The 16,574-nt window shown below is 62.8% G+C and carries 13 protein-coding genes and 1 tRNA gene; 3 read left to right on the top strand and 11 right to left on the bottom strand.

The genetic code is table 11. The features are described from left to right. Positions 1-73: 73 nt before the first annotated feature. Complete coding sequence (locus ACQR0U_RS06895; RefSeq protein WP_315712044.1) at positions 74-484, bottom strand: hypothetical protein; 411 nt, start codon at positions 482-484, stop codon at positions 74-76. A gap of 160 nt (positions 485-644) precedes the next feature. After that, the gene (locus ACQR0U_RS06890) at positions 645-2,120 is read right to left on the bottom strand and encodes a helix-turn-helix domain-containing protein (RefSeq protein WP_315712042.1); all 1,476 of its coding nucleotides are present in this window, start codon (positions 2,118-2,120) and stop codon (positions 645-647) included. Between the two features lie 144 nt (positions 2,121-2,264). Between ACQR0U_RS06890 and ACQR0U_RS06885 the strand changes: the two genes are divergently transcribed. Continuing rightward, the gene (locus tag ACQR0U_RS06885) at positions 2,265-3,902 is read left to right on the top strand and encodes an isocitrate lyase (RefSeq protein WP_315751623.1); all 1,638 of its coding nucleotides are present in this window, start codon (positions 2,265-2,267) and stop codon (positions 3,900-3,902) included. 342 nt (positions 3,903-4,244) lie between these two features. Here ACQR0U_RS06885 and ACQR0U_RS06880 read toward each other — a convergent pair whose 3' ends face one another. Together ACQR0U_RS06880 and ACQR0U_RS06875 are read right to left on the bottom strand one after the other, a co-directional pair. After that, positions 4,245-4,868: a LysE family translocator gene (locus ACQR0U_RS06880; RefSeq protein WP_434843008.1), complete on the bottom strand. Its 624-nt coding sequence runs from the start codon at positions 4,866-4,868 to the stop codon at positions 4,245-4,247. Between the two features lie 119 nt (positions 4,869-4,987). Then, the gene (locus ACQR0U_RS06875; protein WP_434843009.1) at positions 4,988-5,194 is read right to left on the bottom strand and encodes a hypothetical protein; all 207 of its coding nucleotides are present in this window, start codon (positions 5,192-5,194) and stop codon (positions 4,988-4,990) included. A gap of 1,226 nt (positions 5,195-6,420) precedes the next feature. On the opposite strand from ACQR0U_RS06875, the gene ACQR0U_RS06870 reads away from it, so the two are divergent. Together ACQR0U_RS06870 and ACQR0U_RS06865 are read left to right on the top strand one after the other, a co-directional pair. Continuing rightward, complete coding sequence (locus ACQR0U_RS06870) at positions 6,421-6,981, top strand: hypothetical protein (protein ID WP_316164807.1); 561 nt, start codon at positions 6,421-6,423, stop codon at positions 6,979-6,981. A gap of 441 nt (positions 6,982-7,422) precedes the next feature. Next, positions 7,423-7,728 carry a hypothetical protein gene (locus ACQR0U_RS06865; protein WP_315785329.1) on the top strand — a complete coding sequence of 102 codons (306 nt, stop codon included), beginning with the start codon at positions 7,423-7,425 and terminating at the stop codon, positions 7,726-7,728. A 105-nt stretch (positions 7,729-7,833) separates the two neighbouring features. Here ACQR0U_RS06865 and ACQR0U_RS06860 read toward each other — a convergent pair whose 3' ends face one another. The 7 genes from ACQR0U_RS06860 to ACQR0U_RS06830 all read right to left on the bottom strand — a co-directional run bounded on the left by ACQR0U_RS06860 (position 7,834) and on the right by ACQR0U_RS06830 (position 16,288). Continuing rightward, the gene (locus ACQR0U_RS06860) at positions 7,834-8,619 is read right to left on the bottom strand and encodes an HNH endonuclease (protein ID WP_434872107.1); all 786 of its coding nucleotides are present in this window, start codon (positions 8,617-8,619) and stop codon (positions 7,834-7,836) included. A 429-nt stretch (positions 8,620-9,048) separates the two neighbouring features. Further along, positions 9,049-9,813: a hypothetical protein gene (locus tag ACQR0U_RS06855; protein WP_315785334.1), complete on the bottom strand. Its 765-nt coding sequence runs from the start codon at positions 9,811-9,813 to the stop codon at positions 9,049-9,051. Between the two features lie 387 nt (positions 9,814-10,200). Next, positions 10,201-10,545: a hypothetical protein gene (locus tag ACQR0U_RS06850; protein ID WP_315785337.1), complete on the bottom strand. Its 345-nt coding sequence runs from the start codon at positions 10,543-10,545 to the stop codon at positions 10,201-10,203. A 140-nt stretch (positions 10,546-10,685) separates the two neighbouring features. Continuing rightward, positions 10,686-11,357: a hypothetical protein gene (locus tag ACQR0U_RS06845; RefSeq protein WP_434843011.1), complete on the bottom strand. Its 672-nt coding sequence runs from the start codon at positions 11,355-11,357 to the stop codon at positions 10,686-10,688. Between the two features lie 86 nt (positions 11,358-11,443). Beyond that, positions 11,444-12,628, bottom strand: a complete 1,185-nt coding sequence (locus ACQR0U_RS06840) for a TylF/MycF/NovP-related O-methyltransferase (protein WP_434843012.1) — start codon at positions 12,626-12,628, stop codon at positions 11,444-11,446. 448 nt (positions 12,629-13,076) lie between these two features. Continuing rightward, positions 13,077-13,152: transfer RNA gene (locus ACQR0U_RS06835), tRNA-Lys, on the bottom strand. A 430-nt stretch (positions 13,153-13,582) separates the two neighbouring features. Continuing rightward, positions 13,583-16,288, bottom strand: a complete 2,706-nt coding sequence (locus tag ACQR0U_RS06830; RefSeq protein WP_434843013.1) for a glycosyltransferase — start codon at positions 16,286-16,288, stop codon at positions 13,583-13,585. Between the last annotated feature and the right edge of the window lie 286 nt (positions 16,289-16,574).

Here is a 16,574-nt window from a genome sequence, read left to right as displayed (position 1 = left end):
CTCGTAAACATTCGATCCCGTAGAACAACGGAAAATCTGCACGCTATCCGCCATTGCCGCGGCGTCGCGCGGCTCAGAACGGCCGCCGGCTCGACATCGCGTTGGAGGAGCCCGGCAGATTGGTCGTCGGCGTCGAAGCGGGCGGTGGCAAGCGGCCGCGCGATTGGCGCCAGTGCTGGACGTGCAGGAGAATGCCGGCCACCAGCAGCGGCGCGACGGCGGCCACCGCCAGCAGCGGCGACAGCGGCTTGGGGGTGACCATCTCCATCGTCATCTCGCAGACCATCCAGATGGCTGCGGACGCCAGCACGAAGTCGCGGGAGGGGATGCGGAGCCAGTACAGGAAGCCGGTGATGATCGCGGCCGGCGCAATGATCGGGCCGATCATGTAGAAGTTCAGCTCGGGCGGCGTCACGGCGTCCAGAACCATCGATGCCAGCAGCCACAGGCTGAGGAACATCACAACGCCGTCGACGTATCTCATGGCCAACCTCCGCCGCGACATTTTGGCGCAATCTTTGTCCGGTTTATGGCTGTTCCGTCAAGGGCCATGGCGTCCCGGGCCGATTTGCAGCCCGATCCGGCGGATTCTCGCCCGCGGCCAGGCATACCGACCAGTTCCTGGTTCCACGACCATCCCCTGCTCAATCCGCCGAAAACCCGAACGGAACCGACGACGTCCGGAAATCGTCCGGCAGGATCTCGCGCCCGATCGGCGGCGCGGAGCGTGCCGCGCATTTCGGCCGGTGGCAGACCCGGCAGGCGACGCCGATCGGGGTCGGCGCGTCGGCGTCAGGCCCGTGGCCGTCGCGGGTATAGATCAGCTGCCCCGCATGCTCGGCGGCGCAGCCGACCGCAATCGCCCGCTCGACGCGCACCGCGCCGTAGGAGCCACCGCCGGCGGTCACCGTGCGGGCGATCGAGAAGAAGCGGCGGCCGTCCGGCAGCTCCAGCCATTGCGTCACGATCTGGCGCGGCGTCTTGAAGATGCCGTGCACCGACCACAGCGGGCAGGCGCCGCCATGCCGGGCGAACGGGAAGCCGGCGCCGTCGAGCAGCTTCGACACGTTGCCGGCGGGATCGACGCGGATCAGGAAGAACGGGATCCGCTCCGCGCCCGGCTTCTGCAGGGTGGTGACGCGATGCGCTGTCTGCTCGAAGCTGGTGCCGAACTGCCGCGCCAGCGCCTCGAGATCGTAGGCCCTGGCATCGACGGCTTTGGCGAAGATCGAATAGGGCATGATGATCGCAGCCGCCGCGTAGGCCGCGAGCGCGCGGCGCGCCAGCAGCTCGGCGGTCTTGCTGGCGAACTTGCCATCCTCGAGTGCCGCGCCGATTTCGGTGTCGAGCTCGAGATAAGCGAGCTGCCGGGCGAGCTCGAATTTCAGGCTCGCGCTGTCCAGCGAGTCCTCGATCAGCAATTGCCGGCGGTGCAGGTCGAGCCGCCTGAGCGAGCCAAGCATCACGTTCGGCGGCATGTAGCGGACCTGGAGATTATGCCGGACGCGAAAGCGCTCGATGAAGCCGGCCGGCCCGGCGGAGACCTGCGGAGCCCCCGTCGGCGCCCCCTGGAAGATGGCCTGCGCCAGCCGCTCGGCGGCATCGTCGAGCTGGGCAAAGTTGTTGCGGCGGGCGGCGAGGAAGCGGCGGACATCGGCGACGGGATCGTTGGCGTCGAAGCCGTCATTGCCAACGCGGGGCGCGCTGCCGGCCGGCACCGGAGCGCGCTGCTCGGCCAGCGCGAGCTGCTCCTCGCGATACGCCGTGTAGAGGCGCAGGAACGCCTCGGTCATGCCGGGATAGCTGACGGCGAGATCGCTGATCTCCAGCGCGGGGATGTCGATGTCGGAGAACATCGGGTCCTTGAGGACCGACTGCATCCGCGCGGTGTGGTCGGCCCCGCCGTCGCCGGCGAGATCGGCAAGGTCGATCTTGTAGGTCCGCGCCAGCCGCAGCAGCATGTCGGCCGTCACCGGCCTCTGGTTCCGCTCCAAGAGCGCCACGTAAGGCGCTGAGATTTCGAGGTCCGCGGCCATGTCGGCCTGGGTCAGGCCGAGCTCGCGCCGGAGCCGGCGCAGGCGCGGGCCCATGAAGATCGATCGTGCCGTGGCGGTGGTCATGGCCAAATTCCGGTCTTGTAATCTCCTTACAGCTATACACGAGAAGTTTGTAAAGTGTGACAAGTTTTCCGCGCAATGTCTGGTCCGCCGGCGCCGGGTGCTTACAACAGGTCCCAGGTTGTCCTTAACCAAGGGATCACGGACATGAACTTTCAACCGCGTGGACTGAACGACCAGGCTCTCCAGGGCCCCTCGTCCTACCAGGCCGAGGTCGAGGCGGCGCGTGCGCTGCTCGAGACCAACCCGACCTGGAACGGCGTCACCGCCGAAGCCGTGGCGCGCATGCGCCTGCAGAACCGCTTCAGGACCGGCCTCGACGTCGCCCGCTACACCGCGGCCGTGATGCGCGCCGACATGGCCGCCTATGACAATGATAGCACCAAGTACACCCAGTCGCTGGGCTGCTGGCATGGCTTCATCGCGCAGCAGAAGCTGATCTCGATCAAGAAGCATTTCGGCAAGACCGACCGCCGCTACCTCTATCTCTCGGGCTGGATGATCGCGGCGCTGCGCTCCGAGTTCGGCCCGCTGCCGGACCAGTCGATGCACGAGAAGACCTCGGTGCCCGCGCTGATCGAGGAGCTCTACACCTTCCTGCGCCAGGCCGACTCGCGCGAGCTCAATGACCTGTTCCGCAGCCTCGACGCGGCCCGCAAGGCCGGCGACAAGGCGAAGGAGACCGAGATCATCGCCAAGATCGACGGCTTCCAGACCCACGTCGTCCCTGTGATCGCCGACATCGACGCCGGCTTCGGCAATGCCGAGGCGACGTATCTGCTCGCCAAGAAGATGATCGAGGCGGGCGCCTGCGCGCTGCAGATCGAGAACCAGGTGTCGGACGAGAAGCAGTGCGGCCACCAGGACGGCAAGGTCACCGTGCCGCATGACGTCTTCCTGGCCAAGATCCGCGCCTGCCGCCACGCCTTCCTGGAGCTCGGCGTCGAGGACGGCATCATCGTCACCCGCACCGACTCGCTCGGCGCCGGCCTGACGCAGCAGATCGCCTTCTCGAGCCAGCCCGGCGATCTCGGCGACCAGTACAACAGCTTCCTCGACTGCGAGGAGGTCACGCCCGAGAACGCCCGCAACGGCGACGTCATCATCAACCGTGACGGCAAGATGCTGCGTCCGAAGCGGCTGCCCTCCAACCTCTACCAGTTCCGTCCCGGCACCGGTGAGGACCGCTGCGTGCTCGACTGCATCACCTCGCTGCAGAACGGCGCCGACCTGTTGTGGATCGAGACCGAGAAGCCGCATATCGAGCAGATCGCCAAGATGGTCGACCGCATCCGCAAGGTGATCCCGAACGCCAAGCTCGCCTACAACAACTCGCCGTCGTTCAACTGGACCCTCAACTTCCGTTGGCAGGTCTATGACGCGATGAAGGAGGCGGGCCAGGACGTCAGCAAGTACAACCGCGCCGAGCTGATGAAGGCGGAGTACGACGACACCCCGCTGGCGAAGGAAGCCGACGAGCGCATCCGCACCTTCCAGGCGGATTCGGCCAAGCGCGCCGGCATCTTCCACCACCTGATCACGCTGCCGACCTACCACACGGCCGCGCTCTCGACCGACAACCTCGCCCGCGAGTACTTTGGCGAGCAGGGCATGCTGGGCTACGTCAAGAACGTCCAGCGCGCCGAGATCCGCCAGGGCATCGCCTGCGTCAAGCACCAGAACATGGCCGGCTCCGACATCGGCGACGACCACAAGGAGTACTTCGCTGGCGAGAAGGCCCTGAAGGCCGGCGGCGCGCACAACACGATGAACCAGTTCGGCTGATCTCTGCCGGGTGAACTGCTGAACTGATGAGACCCGTCTGGAGCCAATGGCTTCAGGCGGGTCTCGCTTTTTGATGGTACGCCTAACGGCGGAGTGCGGTCGCGTACCCGGCTTAAGGTTTGTGGCGCACTCGCTCCACACCGTCATGGCCGGGCTTGTCCCGGCCATCCACGTCGATCGGCGTCCTTGGAACGCCATGGATGCCCGGTCCTTCGCCGCGCCGAAGCGGCTTCGGCCGCGCAGGCGGGACAAGCCCGGGCATGACGAGTAACAAATTGACCAACTTCGTGTGGCTGAGGATTGTCTCGTCATCCGCGACCGCTTCGCCCCAGCGCGACCACCTCAGCGCTCGCTCAGCGCCAGCCGCGCGCCGAGCAGGGCGAAGCCGCCGGCGAACGCCCGGCGCAGCCACGCCATCACCCGGGGGCGGCTGACGACGCGATCGCGCACCGCTGCCGCGAACAGCCCGTAGACCACGAACACCGCGAACGTCATCGCCATGAACGTGCCCGACAGCTCGAGCATGGCGGCGAGCGGATGCGCGTCGTCCGCGGCGATGAACTGCGGCAGGAAGGCGAGGAAGAAGATCGACAGCTTGGGATTGAGGATGTTGATCAGAAAGCCGGTCAGCACCACGCGCCCGGCCGAGCGCGCCGCGTCCTTCGCGTCATCCTTGGCCTCCACCGAGAGCGCGCCACGCTCACCGAGCGTCTGCCAGGCCATGTACAAGAGATACGCAACGCCACACCATTTCAGCGCGGCGAAGGCCAGCGCGCTGGTGTGCAGCACGGCGGCAAGCCCGATGATCGCAGCGAGCATCGCCGGGATGATGCCGAGCGTGCAGCCGAACGCCGCGGCGACGCTCATCCGCGACCCCTTCGTCAGCGCCACCGCGAGCGTGTAGAGCACGCCGGTGCCGGGCGAGGCCACCACGATCAGCGAGGTCAAGAGGAAGGCGGTGGACATCGGGGAAGCTCCTTGGGCGAGACGAGGCGCATCAGCAAGGCGCGGCAGCAGCCTCAACGCGTCGTCGCGCTCGATCTCAGCGGGCTGCTGATCGCGGACCACGGGTGACGGCCACGATGTCAGGGAGCCCTCGCCATTTCAACCGGCTCGGGCGCCCGATGCGGCCGCCGCATCGCCTCGAGGTGAGGACCAGCGGCGTCGGCCTCGCCGCAGCCGGCGAGCATGACCCCGCCGATCGTGAGCCGTGGGCTCGTGCCGCAATGCGACGGCCAGGCGATGATGGCGGCGATGTTGCCGAGGAGGAGAACGGCGAGCAGGACGAGCATGGCCCGCCGTCCTGTGGGCGTGGGTGACGACATCGGGACTTCCTCACGATACGGTTGACGCGATCGCGGCTGCACCGCGACGATCGCCATCGGTTCGATCGCGTGCGGCCACACATGCGAACACACGCCGCGGACGCGGCGCTTTTGCGCAGGTCGGATGTCGCCATGTAAGATCTTGTTGCTGTTCGTGCGCGCACTCCCGGCAGCCGGTGATTGCAAGCCGCGCGCGTCCGCACCGCAGGGACGCAACGGGCGACGTCGCTCAGTCCCGCCGCATGACGACCTATCGGCCTGACCATCTGAACCTCATCACGTTGCAGGGGGGGGGCGGGGCAGGTGGGCGCGGTCAACCATCGTCGCGACGCCTTGCGCGCCCGAGCTGTGCCGGTCGTCTCGCCCCCATGAAACAGAGGGCGCGGGGAATGCCGGGTGAGGGCCTCACCCATGGCCCGCCTGCAGAAGAAAAAGCAGGCGGCAGTCACCACAGGTTCAGCCGGATCAACCCGGCATTCCCCGCGCGATGGTCTTCACGCTTATACGCGATCTCCCCGGTGTCCGGCTTGATAGCCACCGTCGCCCTCGGGGATCATCACCCCCAGGACTTGGCGCCAGCTTCGGGGCGCCAGGACCACGCGATTTCACGTCCGCACGGGGTCGTTCGTCCGCGCGCCTCAAGCACGCTGCGACCCGCCTGCGGCCACCGCATCCCGCGCCCAACGTCCGTGACGATCGCGATCCGCCCCTCTCGAGGAGCACGGGATGGGGACAGTCAATCATGAATTTCGGAAAAATGGAAGAGGAATATTTTTCAGAAGCGGACTGGACAGAGGTGATCGTGTTGAGCGGCCTGATGAAATAAGTTTGTCCGCGCATCCTCACAGCACATGTTGCTGGAAAGCGCAGCGCCGTCGCGCCATGATCCGGGCTGCCCACCGGTCACTGCAACCTGTGCGGGTTCCGAACGCGCCGCCCTGGCATTGATCGCGAGGAAGGTCGTGGCGGAGCAACCGCGTCATGTTGATGACCCTGAATTCCCGCCGCTGGCGATCGTCTGACACATGACCACCGACGTATTTGATGCTGGGGGACGACAGCGACTGTGTCCTGTCCGCAACGTCATCGGTTTTTGATAGTCGCTCTATTCCCCCTAAGGTTGCGGCTATTGTTCCCCAGATCGGCCCCTGCTACCGCTAGTCAACAACAGTAGGGGTGCTGTGGGGGCTCAAATGGACTATTTGCGTTGGATGGCCACCTGGCTGGCCATCCTTGGAGGGGCGTGTCTTGGCGGGTGTGCTGCGCCGCTCGCAGTGAACAACGTGACCGACATCAGGTCGAGCACGGGCAGCCGAGGAATCGACGTCTACGAGCCGAAGCGCCGAACCGACGCAAGCGTGCCCGAGTTCGCGGGTGACCAGCTTGTGGAAGTGCGGACGTTTCACAATCCCGGCGGAGGAGGCGAGGTCGAGATGGCCGGGGCCTCCTGCTCACTGGAAGCCTCCGGTTTCAGCGCAACCATGACGAGCCCCGCGAAGGTGCGCGTGCCGCTCTATCGCGGACAGTCGAGCACGCTTGCCGTGACCTGCCAAAAGCCCGGCTATCAAAAGCGGATGATCACGGTCGCGCCGTTCGATGCGACGCGCCAGGCTCGTCTGGCCAGCGGCGTCAACGGCGGGATCCTTGGTGCGGTCATCGTGGCAGGCATCGATGCGGCCGCCGACAACACGAAGAACGACTGGCGTTATCCCGTGGCGAAGGTCGTGCTGGAGGCCGATGCCCCCGGCGGGTAAGGGACGGATCTTTCGTCATTGGCGGTTACGGTTGCGGTGACAGTGCATGAAACTGCCGCGCCAAGTAGCGAGGTCAATTTAGCGCACCGGAATTCTCGCTCAAGGCCGCCCGACCGGAGGCAGTCCCCGGGCCTGCCGCAAGCACTCGGTCTCGGACTGTCCGCGCCACCGGCAGTCGTCATACTTGATACTTGGCCGACAGGAGCGCGACCACCAGGACAGCGATCAGCACCATGCACGCCAATGCCTGACGATTGTCCGCCTTCATGGATGGCTCACGCCAGTCTAACCTGTCCCGGCGCGTCAAGCTGGAAAACCTTGCGCCGTCGCGCCATGATCCGGCCGTGGCCAGCATTCATGCTGGCCGGCCGCTGCAACCTCGGCAGGCGCCATGCGTGGCGACGGCGCGTCGCCGGATGCTGAACCCTGGAGTGGACGACCATGAGAGCCCTCGCGCTGATCCCCCTGATCGCATGCCTCGCCGGCTGCGGGATGGTCGACGCCGTTCAAAACGGACTTGCCTACAGCCGGGCTGTCGAAGCCGACCTCCTCGCCGAAACCGGCGTGCGTCCCGCAGTCGGCTTCAACTGGAACAACGGCACGCTGACGTCGGTCATGGTGACCTTCCCCAAGCTCTACACCGCCAAGCCGCTACCGGAGCTGTCGGAGAAGGTCCGGGCCGCGGTGATCAAGGAATTCAAGCAGAGCCCGAGACAGTTGGTGCTTGGGTTTGCGGTGAATGGGTGAGCGCGGCCGCCTTAACTAACGTCCCTGGGAGTTTCGTGCACTGTCACCATATTCGCTCCGAAGGAGATTCGGTGCCGGGATCGTCACGCTTGACGGGATGATCGCTCATCTACGGGCTTTTCGAGTCGCGCGTGTCTTCAGCGGCCTAAATGGTTTACCCGGATATAGAGCCTCTACCTTTGCTAGAAAGGCATCCCTCTCTTTAGCGTAGGCTTTTGCGTTAGGATCGGGGTCGATCAATTCTGATTTGGCTGCTGTCCTCAGGATTGAATCGAGATCATCGCTCATAGTTTCGGCCGCTTCCATGACTCGGCTTACGGTACTCGCGGCGCGCCCCTTTATATGCTGGGGCAGGCTATCGATTGGCAGTGACCGCAGGGCGGAGATACCGTGTGAAATAAGAGCTTCACAATTTGATGCGCGCTTGCGAATATCGCGAAGCTTCAACAACATCGCGCGATTCAAATGAAGCGCAGAAATCGAATATTTGCCGACTTCGCTCAGAGGCTCTAGCAGGAGTCCCTCTCTGGAAAAGTGCTCCTCCCTGGCGTCGTGATCCGGACGAAAAAACCGTCTTCCATCGCGGCGCGCTTCCGGAGGAGGATAACGGTCGCTTTTGCGCTCATTGCAAACGCTGCACGCGTACATCAAATTGTCATAGTCGTTGGTGAGATCAGGACGAGCCTTTTGCGGTTCATAATGGTCAATCACCATCCCGATAGACTGCGCTTCATATTCCATGATGGTGCAGTAAGCGCACGCATGATAGAAGTCGTGCCGTAAAGTCTGTCGATAATCCGGGTATCTCTTGCCGGGCTCAACCACCGACCTACGTATCAATCGCGGGTCCTCCAGCGGACCAGTACCCTGAGCTTTCGATTCACTACTCATCGACGTTTCCGCTTTGGCAGATGCTGCTCAAGTTGCCGTTTTAGCTCTTCGATGTCTGAGTGTAGCTGCTCATATCTGGCGACCGCAGCTTCAAGCAATTCGAGATCTTGTCCATATCGAGCATCGTCAACGCGATCTAAGGACCAGCACACATATCGTAACCGATTTGCCTCTTTTCGGGTGATTGTGCCAGCAAACTCCTTGTCCAGGAGCGCTTGACGCTCCTTGAGCCAAGCTTGATGCTCCTGTTCGCTGATCGAAGCCGCGTTTATTCTACCTGCGACGCGCGACGCAGCAGCCGACTCTACTGAGGAGTAGTTGAAGGTTGGGAAGTTCACTACAGTAGCGGAGGAGGCGCTTCTCAACTGTGCTTTTCTACGTCCGCGATTCGAGCTAGAGCTTATAGCTACAGGCTCAGAGTCAAGAAAATCAAAGCTTGTTTGTATCGCTGATGAGGTGCTCATCGAACATATTGCCTTCTGCTAGCTCTTCAAAGTACTTCAACGCATCTTCGGTGCATCTATTCAGCAAGGTCTTCATTGCCGGCTCGGCTGTCGATTGCGGCTTCTTGAATTGTCTATGGAAGTCGAAAATGAGAGTCATGAGCTGATTTGGGTCTTCTACTTTAGCCAAAGTATGCTGACATCGGTCGATCCAATTATCGGATTGGCCAAGTTCGGAATTTATGGCGACGTTGAAATTTACCAGTGATCCCGCCCAGGGCCGCGCTAGATGCTCCACGAGACTATTGATCCCAGGTGGCAGGTCTTCCATCGAGACGGATGTAGTCGATACAATCCCAACTTGGAGTATCTTCCTTTCTTCAACCCGCGGAAGTAAGCGAGCAGCCTCGATAAGTCGTTCTGATATACTTGGTAGCATCTCGGTGTAGGGGAGAGGCTTTGATACCATGTCCATGACAGGCAAGCCCGCACTTACAGGCTTCGCCCTTAACCGGTGCTGGAATGAGACTGTAACCCTCGCCGGATCAACTGCGTAAGTGAAGCCGTCCTCTGTGGTAAAGGACAAAGCGCTATTCTGACTATCATTAACCGTGAAAGTCGGGTTACGAAATCTATCGACCATTCGATCCATGATGGGCGAAAGAGCGTCGACTATGCCGCCAAAAGCAAAGTGGGGCGTCAACGCGAATCCGACAGTAGGTGTTGACGCGAGCTTGTCACACCAACTCATGTTCTGCCTCCATAATTCGCATTGTTCCCTAGAGGGCCGCTGCCGGGACGAATGCCATAAGTCCGATCGAAATCTTACCGTAGAATACAGTGCACTTCACGCGCGCGGAAGGATAATGGTGACAATGCACTCTATCCAGGGGTGAAAACGAGCGCCAATTTGGTGCTCTGTGACCTGCCGCCGAATTCTGCTTCTCCTTGATCCTTCCCGCGCCGTCTTAGCCGCGGCGTCGCCGAATGGCGGGCCGGTGCCATTTGTCCGGCGCGCACTCGCGTAGCGGACGCAGTCGATGCGCTCTTACTCTTCGCGGACAGCGTAGTCGTTGGGGGCAATCAGTCGTAGGGTGAGCATGGAGAATGCTAAACGCGACCTTTTCCTCTTCTTCGACTAAAGGTTCTTGAAGAAATCGAGGAGCGCGGTGAGTTCGGTGTTGTTGTCGAAATCTGCGAGCATCGGACCCTGTACTGATCCGTCGCGGACCTCAATTTTCCTCGTGGCGTGTTCATAGCGGAAAGCAACACGGCGACCGCCGAACTCGGCCCAACCCATGTTGCCGATTTCTTGAACGCGACCTTCGCGCACAGCCATTGAGCCGCTGTCGGAATAAACGAGTACGAAACCCATGATTGCAGCAAAGGCGGCTTCCACTTCCTTGGCGTGATGCTCGATTCGACCAACAACGCCATCTGTGTATTTCTTTGTTGTGCTATCGATGTTCAGCTTAATAGACATTCGGAGGATCTCCGGTTTTTGGTGCCGTGTATTGCTTTGGTGATTTTGGCTACCTGCAGATGAGATGCATAATTACGGTGACAGTGCACTCAATAATTCCGATGAGGTGGGTTACGGGAGACTCATGAAGCCCCTCCTGATCAACTGGATGACCCGATGATACCCTTGCGTTGCAAGTCGTCAAAAATGGCTGCGACCGAGCTCGAAGCATTTGCGCCGTCACCGACGAACAGAAGGCCGCCGGCGTTGACCTGACCATTTCCAACCCAGAGGTTTCGTCCGGTGCTTGCCTCAAGAAGCCGCGCCGTGAACGTGGTCTGACGCTTGTAGCGGTAGGTCGGCGTCGCGGTGGCAACCACCATGCCTGAGGACGTCCCATTCATGGATATGGTCGACGTGTTGCCGAAGGTGTTGACGGTACCGATCGAGCTCGATGTTCCGGTGTATTGGCCCGACAAGATCGTCCCGGCGTATTGTTGCTGCACACCGCTATCGCCCACGCTGATGACGAGGACGCCTTCAATCGCGTCACGCGCGAGCCCCTGTTGAACCTCGGCATTGGTGTAGGTCCGTGTCGGCGGGAACAGCATCAGCGCGTCGTCAGCGACGACGCCGCGTTTCCGCGCCTCCTCGGCGATGTTGGTTTGAATGCTCGTGACGAGCGGACCGGGTCCAGAGACGTAAGCGACCATGCTGCCGATCGGCTTCGCCGGCAATTGTCGGTCGGCATATCCCTGCATCGATGTCGTGATGCAGCCCGACAAGGCAATGGCTGCCAATGGAATCGCGACGACCGTTCTTGCCCAATTCATCGAAACGCCCCGGCAATAATTCAAGGACTGCAACGCTCGATTGTGCCTTGGATTGGCCGAACAAGCCAGTCGGCATGTGGACAACCTTACGCCGTCGTCATCCCAAAAAACCGCTTCACGGTGGCGGTGCACAAAAATGGAGCTATGAAGCGCCGCTTCCGGCGTACAGCCCCCGGCGCCGGTGGCGGCTTGATGATCAGGCCTTGTCCTGTGGGAAGCGCGAGAATGGCGACGCCATGCTGAGCGGCCCAGGCGTCAAACGCACGCTTCTGGACCTCGTAGCGAACGAAACCATAGTCGTCGAGCAGAACCGGGGCGCCGGGCTGGAGCTTGCTCCAGAAGTGGTCGATGGCCGCGATCTCGGGCGTGACGTTGTTCATGTCGATCGACAGATAAGCGACGGCATTGATGTCGACGGTCGACAGGCTCGATGGGACACTGCCACGAATGATTTCGACGTTGTTGTATTCGGAGAAGTTGCGAACGGTATCCTCATAGATGTCGGTCTTGTACATCTCTCTGAAGTAGCCGAGGTTGCCACTTGCGACCTCCTCATCGGTGACGAGGCGCTCGTCGACACCGGTAAACGTATCAAACAGAAAAAATCGACGTTGGAGGTTGTTCCAGTCGAGATAGTGCATGATCGAAGAGCTGAGCATGCCGCGACAGACGCCGCATTCGACGAAATCGCCGCCAAGGCTGACGCCGATGCTGGCGCACCACAGTGCAACATGCGTCCGCCAGAAATAGCGAGGCTCATAGCCCTCGGCGGCGGCGCCACGTTCGTAGGCGGCGACGAAGCGGGGATCCCGCATGAAGTCATGGTTGTGCACGATCGCGGGATCGGTCCGCAGTCCCGCGTGGTCGTATACGGGCGTGTAGAGCCGGGGGCCGGCAACGTCCGGAGTCGAGGGCTCGCTCGTGTTGGTGCCGTCGTTCGCTCCGGCCAGCTGCAGCTTGAGCTTGATGAGCTCGGTCGACATCTCACGAAGCGCCAAACTCTCGCGCTGCAGGTTCTGGAGATAGCTGGCCGATACCGTCTCCGTCGGTTCGCTGGCTTGCGAATCCGTTGGGACCTGATCCTCACCTTCGTTGCCCAATCGCGCGGGATCGAGTTCGGCGGCGTCGTTCGGTCCTGCCTCGTTGTCCTGCTCGCTTGCATGTCCATTGTGGGCCGACGAGACCAGCTGATGGAGCGTCGATTGGCGAATGAGTTGGAAGCCGACGCCGTTGAGCAGCCGGTTGATCACGGCGCCATAGCTTGCAGACATGCTGGCTCCACTGGCGCGAACGCCTTGCCAAAAAGGCCTTACTGGAATTCGATGAAAATGACTTGCGATACCTTTGGTTGTCGACCTTAGCACCCTGCTTGCGCAGACTGCAATTCCGGCAGACGTGGAGGTGCCGACATGATCGAGCTGCCGCGCGAGAGCGACGCGCGGTGATCGGGCAGCTTCTTCGTGACATCGCCTTGGTGGAAGAGATCATGGAGACGTCTCGCCAGGTTCGCACGAGCATCGTAGCCAAGGAAATGACTGAGGATCCAAAGCCGCGTGAGGATCGAGGGCGTTCGACTCATCGAATATGAAATCGAGTTTGCGATCGAGACCCATTCAGCCCGCCGCTTACGGGCGATCGAGGCCACGCATCGTCTTACCGATGTTCCGACGTGGCCAAGGGAGGCGTCTGCCAGGCTGACTATTCGATCGTTCGGGATCTTGGTGAGCGCGCCGGGACTCGAACCCGGGACCCCATGATTAAAAGTCACGTGCTCTACCGGCTGAGCTACGCGCTCGCTTCCAAGAAGCGGTGCGACGGCAGGGCCGTCACGGTCCGGATCGTCGGCAGGTCCCCATCGGAACGCTTTAGGCGTGGCCGTGGTTCACTGCGGCATGAGATCGGGGCGGCAAAAAAACCCGACCTTGGGCCGCATGCTGTCGTGGGCGCTGTGTAGGGGGTGGGTCCGTTCCGGTCAATAGGGCGGGCGGGGGAAACCACGGGAGATCGACGATCGTTTCGGGCGCGGCGATGACGGTGCCGTAGCCCGCCATGAGCCGCCATCATGAGCCGCCGTCGGCGCTCGACAGAGCGACGGCGGAGGCGACATGCGGGGTCTCATGGGCCGTCGCGATGACCCCGGACGTCGCTGTCGCCTGCGCCCTTCGGGCCCTTGCGTCCGCTCATTCGGGCTACGCGGCGCAGGCTTCCGCAGGCCTCGCTCGGCGCTACGCCTTATCCGCCGCCTTCGTTGCCGCCGCGCTCAACGGCGCCGGTTGCATCCCGGGCCCCGCCAGCTCGGGCACCCAGACCGGGCGCAGGCCGATCAGCTCGGCGGTGCGGACGGTGGCGTGGCGCCAGAACTCGAAGGAGTTGATGCGGGACATCTCCAGCAGCGCGATGGCGACCGCTGAGAGGAACGGCAGGCTCTCCAGGATCAGGACGGCGGCGAAGATGTAGAGCTCGGTGATCTGCAGGGTGTTGGTCACGATCAGGATGGTGGCGCCGATCAGGAGCAGGGCGCCGATCACGGCCTCCCAGAACGCCTGGAACTCGATCGACATCCGTGACAGGCCGCCCTTGGACGTTCGGGCGAAGGCGAGATGCTCGGTGATCAGGCCCTGCGCCACGGCGCGGCTGACCGTCCACTGCACGGACATCGCCGCGATCATCGCGCCCAGCATCTGCCACGGCTTCACCGCCACCCGCAGCCGGTAGAGAATCAGGAAGTGGGCGAGCGAGACCACGAAGGCGGCGAGGATCGGGATGGTCAGGATCTTGTCGGGAATGGCGATGCCGGCGAAGGCAACGATCGGCGTCCAGATCAGGTTGAGGATCGCGACCACGACGCCGAGGCTCTCGGCACCGAGCCAGTTGAGCCAGCCGAGCGAGAACTCGCGCTTCTGGTCCGAGGTCAGCCGGCTGTGGCCGGGCAGGAAGCGGCGCCAGTGCTTCTTGACGATCTGGAAGCCGCCATAGGCCCAGCGATGGCGCTGCTTCTTGAACGCCTCGTAGGTGTCGGGCAGCAGGCCCTGGCCGTAGCGGGTGTTGGTGTAGTGGGTCTGCCAGCCGAGCTCCTGGATCGCGAGGCCGAGATCGGTGTCCTCGCAGATCGTGTCGCTCGACCAGCCGCCGGCCATGTCCATCGCCGCGCGCCGGATCAGGCACATCGTGCCGTGCACGATGATCGCGTTCTCCTCGTTGCGCTGAACCATGCCGATGTCGAAGAAGCCGGCGTACTCGCCGTTCATGATGTAGTGCATCAGCGACAGGTGCTCGTCGCGATGCTCCTGCGGCGCCTGCACCAGGCCGACGGCGGGGTCGGCGAAGGCGGGCACGAGGTCGGAGAGCCAGTCCGGCGTCACGACATAGTCGGCGTCGATGATGCCGATGATCTCGGCGTCGACGGCGGTGCGCTCCATCGCGATGCGCAGCGCGCCGGCCTTGAAGCCCTTGACCTTCTCGGCGTTGATGAACTTGAAGCGCTCGCCGAGCATGCGGCAGTGATCCTGGATCGGCTGCCAGAACGCCGGGTCGGGCGTGTTATTGATGATGCAGACGACCTCGTAGTTCGGGTAGTCGAGCCGCGCCAGCGCATCGAGCGTCTGCTTCATCATGTCGACCGGCTCGAAATAGGCCGGCACGTGGATCGACACCTTCGGGCAATAGCCCTCCGGCATCGCGGCGCGCTCTTGCGCGACCTTGTCGCGGGTCAAGAGGCGCTGCGGCTCGTGGCCGAAGGCGATCGCGGCGATCTCCTCGATGCGGGCCATCGCGATGAGGATCAGGGGAACCAGGAGGATCAGGCCCAGCGTCAGCGCGAAGGTCGAGCCCCAGACGAAATAGTGCACGTTCCAATAGGCGAAGACGTTGGAGACCCAGGCGCCGACGCCGTGTGCCGTGATGGCGAGCATCGTCGCCTGCAGCACGGTCGGCTGGCGCAGCCGCACGATCGGCAGCGACAAGAGCACGCCGACCAGGAGCGCGATGGTCGCGAGCTGCCAATAGTCGGGATTCACGATCGGGCCGGTCCAGGCGAATTTCGCTTCGCGCTCGGCGTTGAGGACGCCCCAGTACGGGCCGACGCCGCCTTCGAAATATTTCCAGGGCTGATCGATCGCCTCGACGATGTTGTATTCCATGCCGATCGATGCGGCCTGGGCCAGGAAATTCCGCAGCACCTTGGCCTGGCGGAGCGGGCCCGGCACGGCGGGGCCGCGGCCGTCGCCGCTGCGGCTGTAGCCCTGGCTCGGCCAGCCGAACTCGGCGATCATGATGCGCTTGCCGGTGAACTGCTTCTTCAGGAGCTGATAGCGATCCACCGCCTGATCGACGGCCTGGTCGTCGGTGAAGAATTCCCAATAGGGCAGGACGTGCGCGGCGATGAAGTCGACATTAGCCGCGAGCTCGGGGTTGTCGCGCCAGGTGTTCCAGACGTCGCCGGTGGTGACGGGCACGTTGACCGACTTCTTCACGCGCTTGATCTTCTCGATCAGCTCATCGACCTTCTGGGTCGCCGTGAGGATGGTCTCGTTGCCGACCACGATGCCGATGACGTTGCTGTTGCGGCGGGCGAGGGTGATGGCCGACTGGATCTCGCGCTCGTTGCGGTCCGGATCCTTGTCGATCCAGGCGCCGAGCATCACCTTCAGCCCCGCCTCCGCCGCCAGCGGCGGCACGATCTCGAGGCCGCCGGTAGACGAGTAGAGCCGGATGGCCCGCGTCATCGTGGCGAGCTTCTTCATGTCGGCGCGGATGCGTTCCGGCGAGGCCACGGTGTTGGCGCCGGGGGCCCCGGTTCCTTCATGCGGATCGTAGGAGACGCTCTGCAGCAGGCCGGTAAAACTGGGGGCCTCCTGTTTGTCCTGCAGCAGTCCCCAGAGGGCGGCGTGCACAGCGGTGACGAGGAGCAGGACGGCGACAACGGCACGCATTGGAGGGGCAACCATTCCTAGGATCAAGTCAGCGGTGAAGCGGAGCGGTCGATCGCCGTTCCATCTCGGGTATGCGATGCTACCGGGATCACGTTCGCGGGCGACGTCCGACGACGAGCGGCGAAGGCGATCATTCTCACGCCGTCACAGCCGAAGGCCGCGACATCATATGTCATCCCAACAGAGCCCAATCCTGCTGAACGGTGCCTGAACCGGGGCGAGGCTCAGGCGCGCGTCGACGACCTCGATCGTATCTCGGCCGTATCCTGCCACGTGATCGGAGCGC

Origin of the sequence: Bradyrhizobium sp. HKCCYLRH3097, assembly GCF_051167875.1 — a bacterium.
Lineage (GTDB): Bacteria > Pseudomonadota > Alphaproteobacteria > Rhizobiales > Xanthobacteraceae > Bradyrhizobium.
The sequence above is the reverse complement of the archived record's forward strand: the minus strand, read 5'-3'. Positions and strand labels throughout refer to the sequence as shown.

Excerpts from the sequence above, each read along its gene's own strand:
- ACQR0U_RS06895 (WP_315712044.1), bottom strand. The coding sequence starts at position 484 with ATGAGATACGTCGACGGCGTTGTGATGTTCCTCAGCCTGTGGCTGCTG.
- ACQR0U_RS06890 (WP_315712042.1), bottom strand. The coding sequence starts at position 2,120 with ATGACCACCGCCACGGCACGATCGATCTTCATGGGCCCGCGCCTGCGC.
- ACQR0U_RS06885 (WP_315751623.1), top strand. The coding sequence starts at position 2,265 with ATGAACTTTCAACCGCGTGGACTGAACGACCAGGCTCTCCAGGGCCCC.
- ACQR0U_RS06880 (WP_434843008.1), bottom strand. The coding sequence starts at position 4,868 with ATGTCCACCGCCTTCCTCTTGACCTCGCTGATCGTGGTGGCCTCGCCC.
- ACQR0U_RS06875 (WP_434843009.1), bottom strand. The coding sequence starts at position 5,194 with ATGCTCGTCCTGCTCGCCGTTCTCCTCCTCGGCAACATCGCCGCCATC.
- ACQR0U_RS06870 (WP_316164807.1), top strand. The coding sequence starts at position 6,421 with ATGGACTATTTGCGTTGGATGGCCACCTGGCTGGCCATCCTTGGAGGG.
- ACQR0U_RS06865 (WP_315785329.1), top strand. The coding sequence starts at position 7,423 with ATGAGAGCCCTCGCGCTGATCCCCCTGATCGCATGCCTCGCCGGCTGC.
- ACQR0U_RS06860 (WP_434872107.1), bottom strand. The coding sequence starts at position 8,619 with ATGAGTAGTGAATCGAAAGCTCAGGGTACTGGTCCGCTGGAGGACCCG.
- ACQR0U_RS06855 (WP_315785334.1), bottom strand. The coding sequence starts at position 9,813 with ATGAGTTGGTGTGACAAGCTCGCGTCAACACCTACTGTCGGATTCGCG.
- ACQR0U_RS06850 (WP_315785337.1), bottom strand. The coding sequence starts at position 10,545 with ATGTCTATTAAGCTGAACATCGATAGCACAACAAAGAAATACACAGAT.
- ACQR0U_RS06845 (WP_434843011.1), bottom strand. The coding sequence starts at position 11,357 with ATGAATTGGGCAAGAACGGTCGTCGCGATTCCATTGGCAGCCATTGCC.
- ACQR0U_RS06840 (WP_434843012.1), bottom strand. The coding sequence starts at position 12,628 with ATGTCTGCAAGCTATGGCGCCGTGATCAACCGGCTGCTCAACGGCGTC.
- ACQR0U_RS06830 (WP_434843013.1), bottom strand. The coding sequence starts at position 16,288 with ATGCGTGCCGTTGTCGCCGTCCTGCTCCTCGTCACCGCTGTGCACGCC.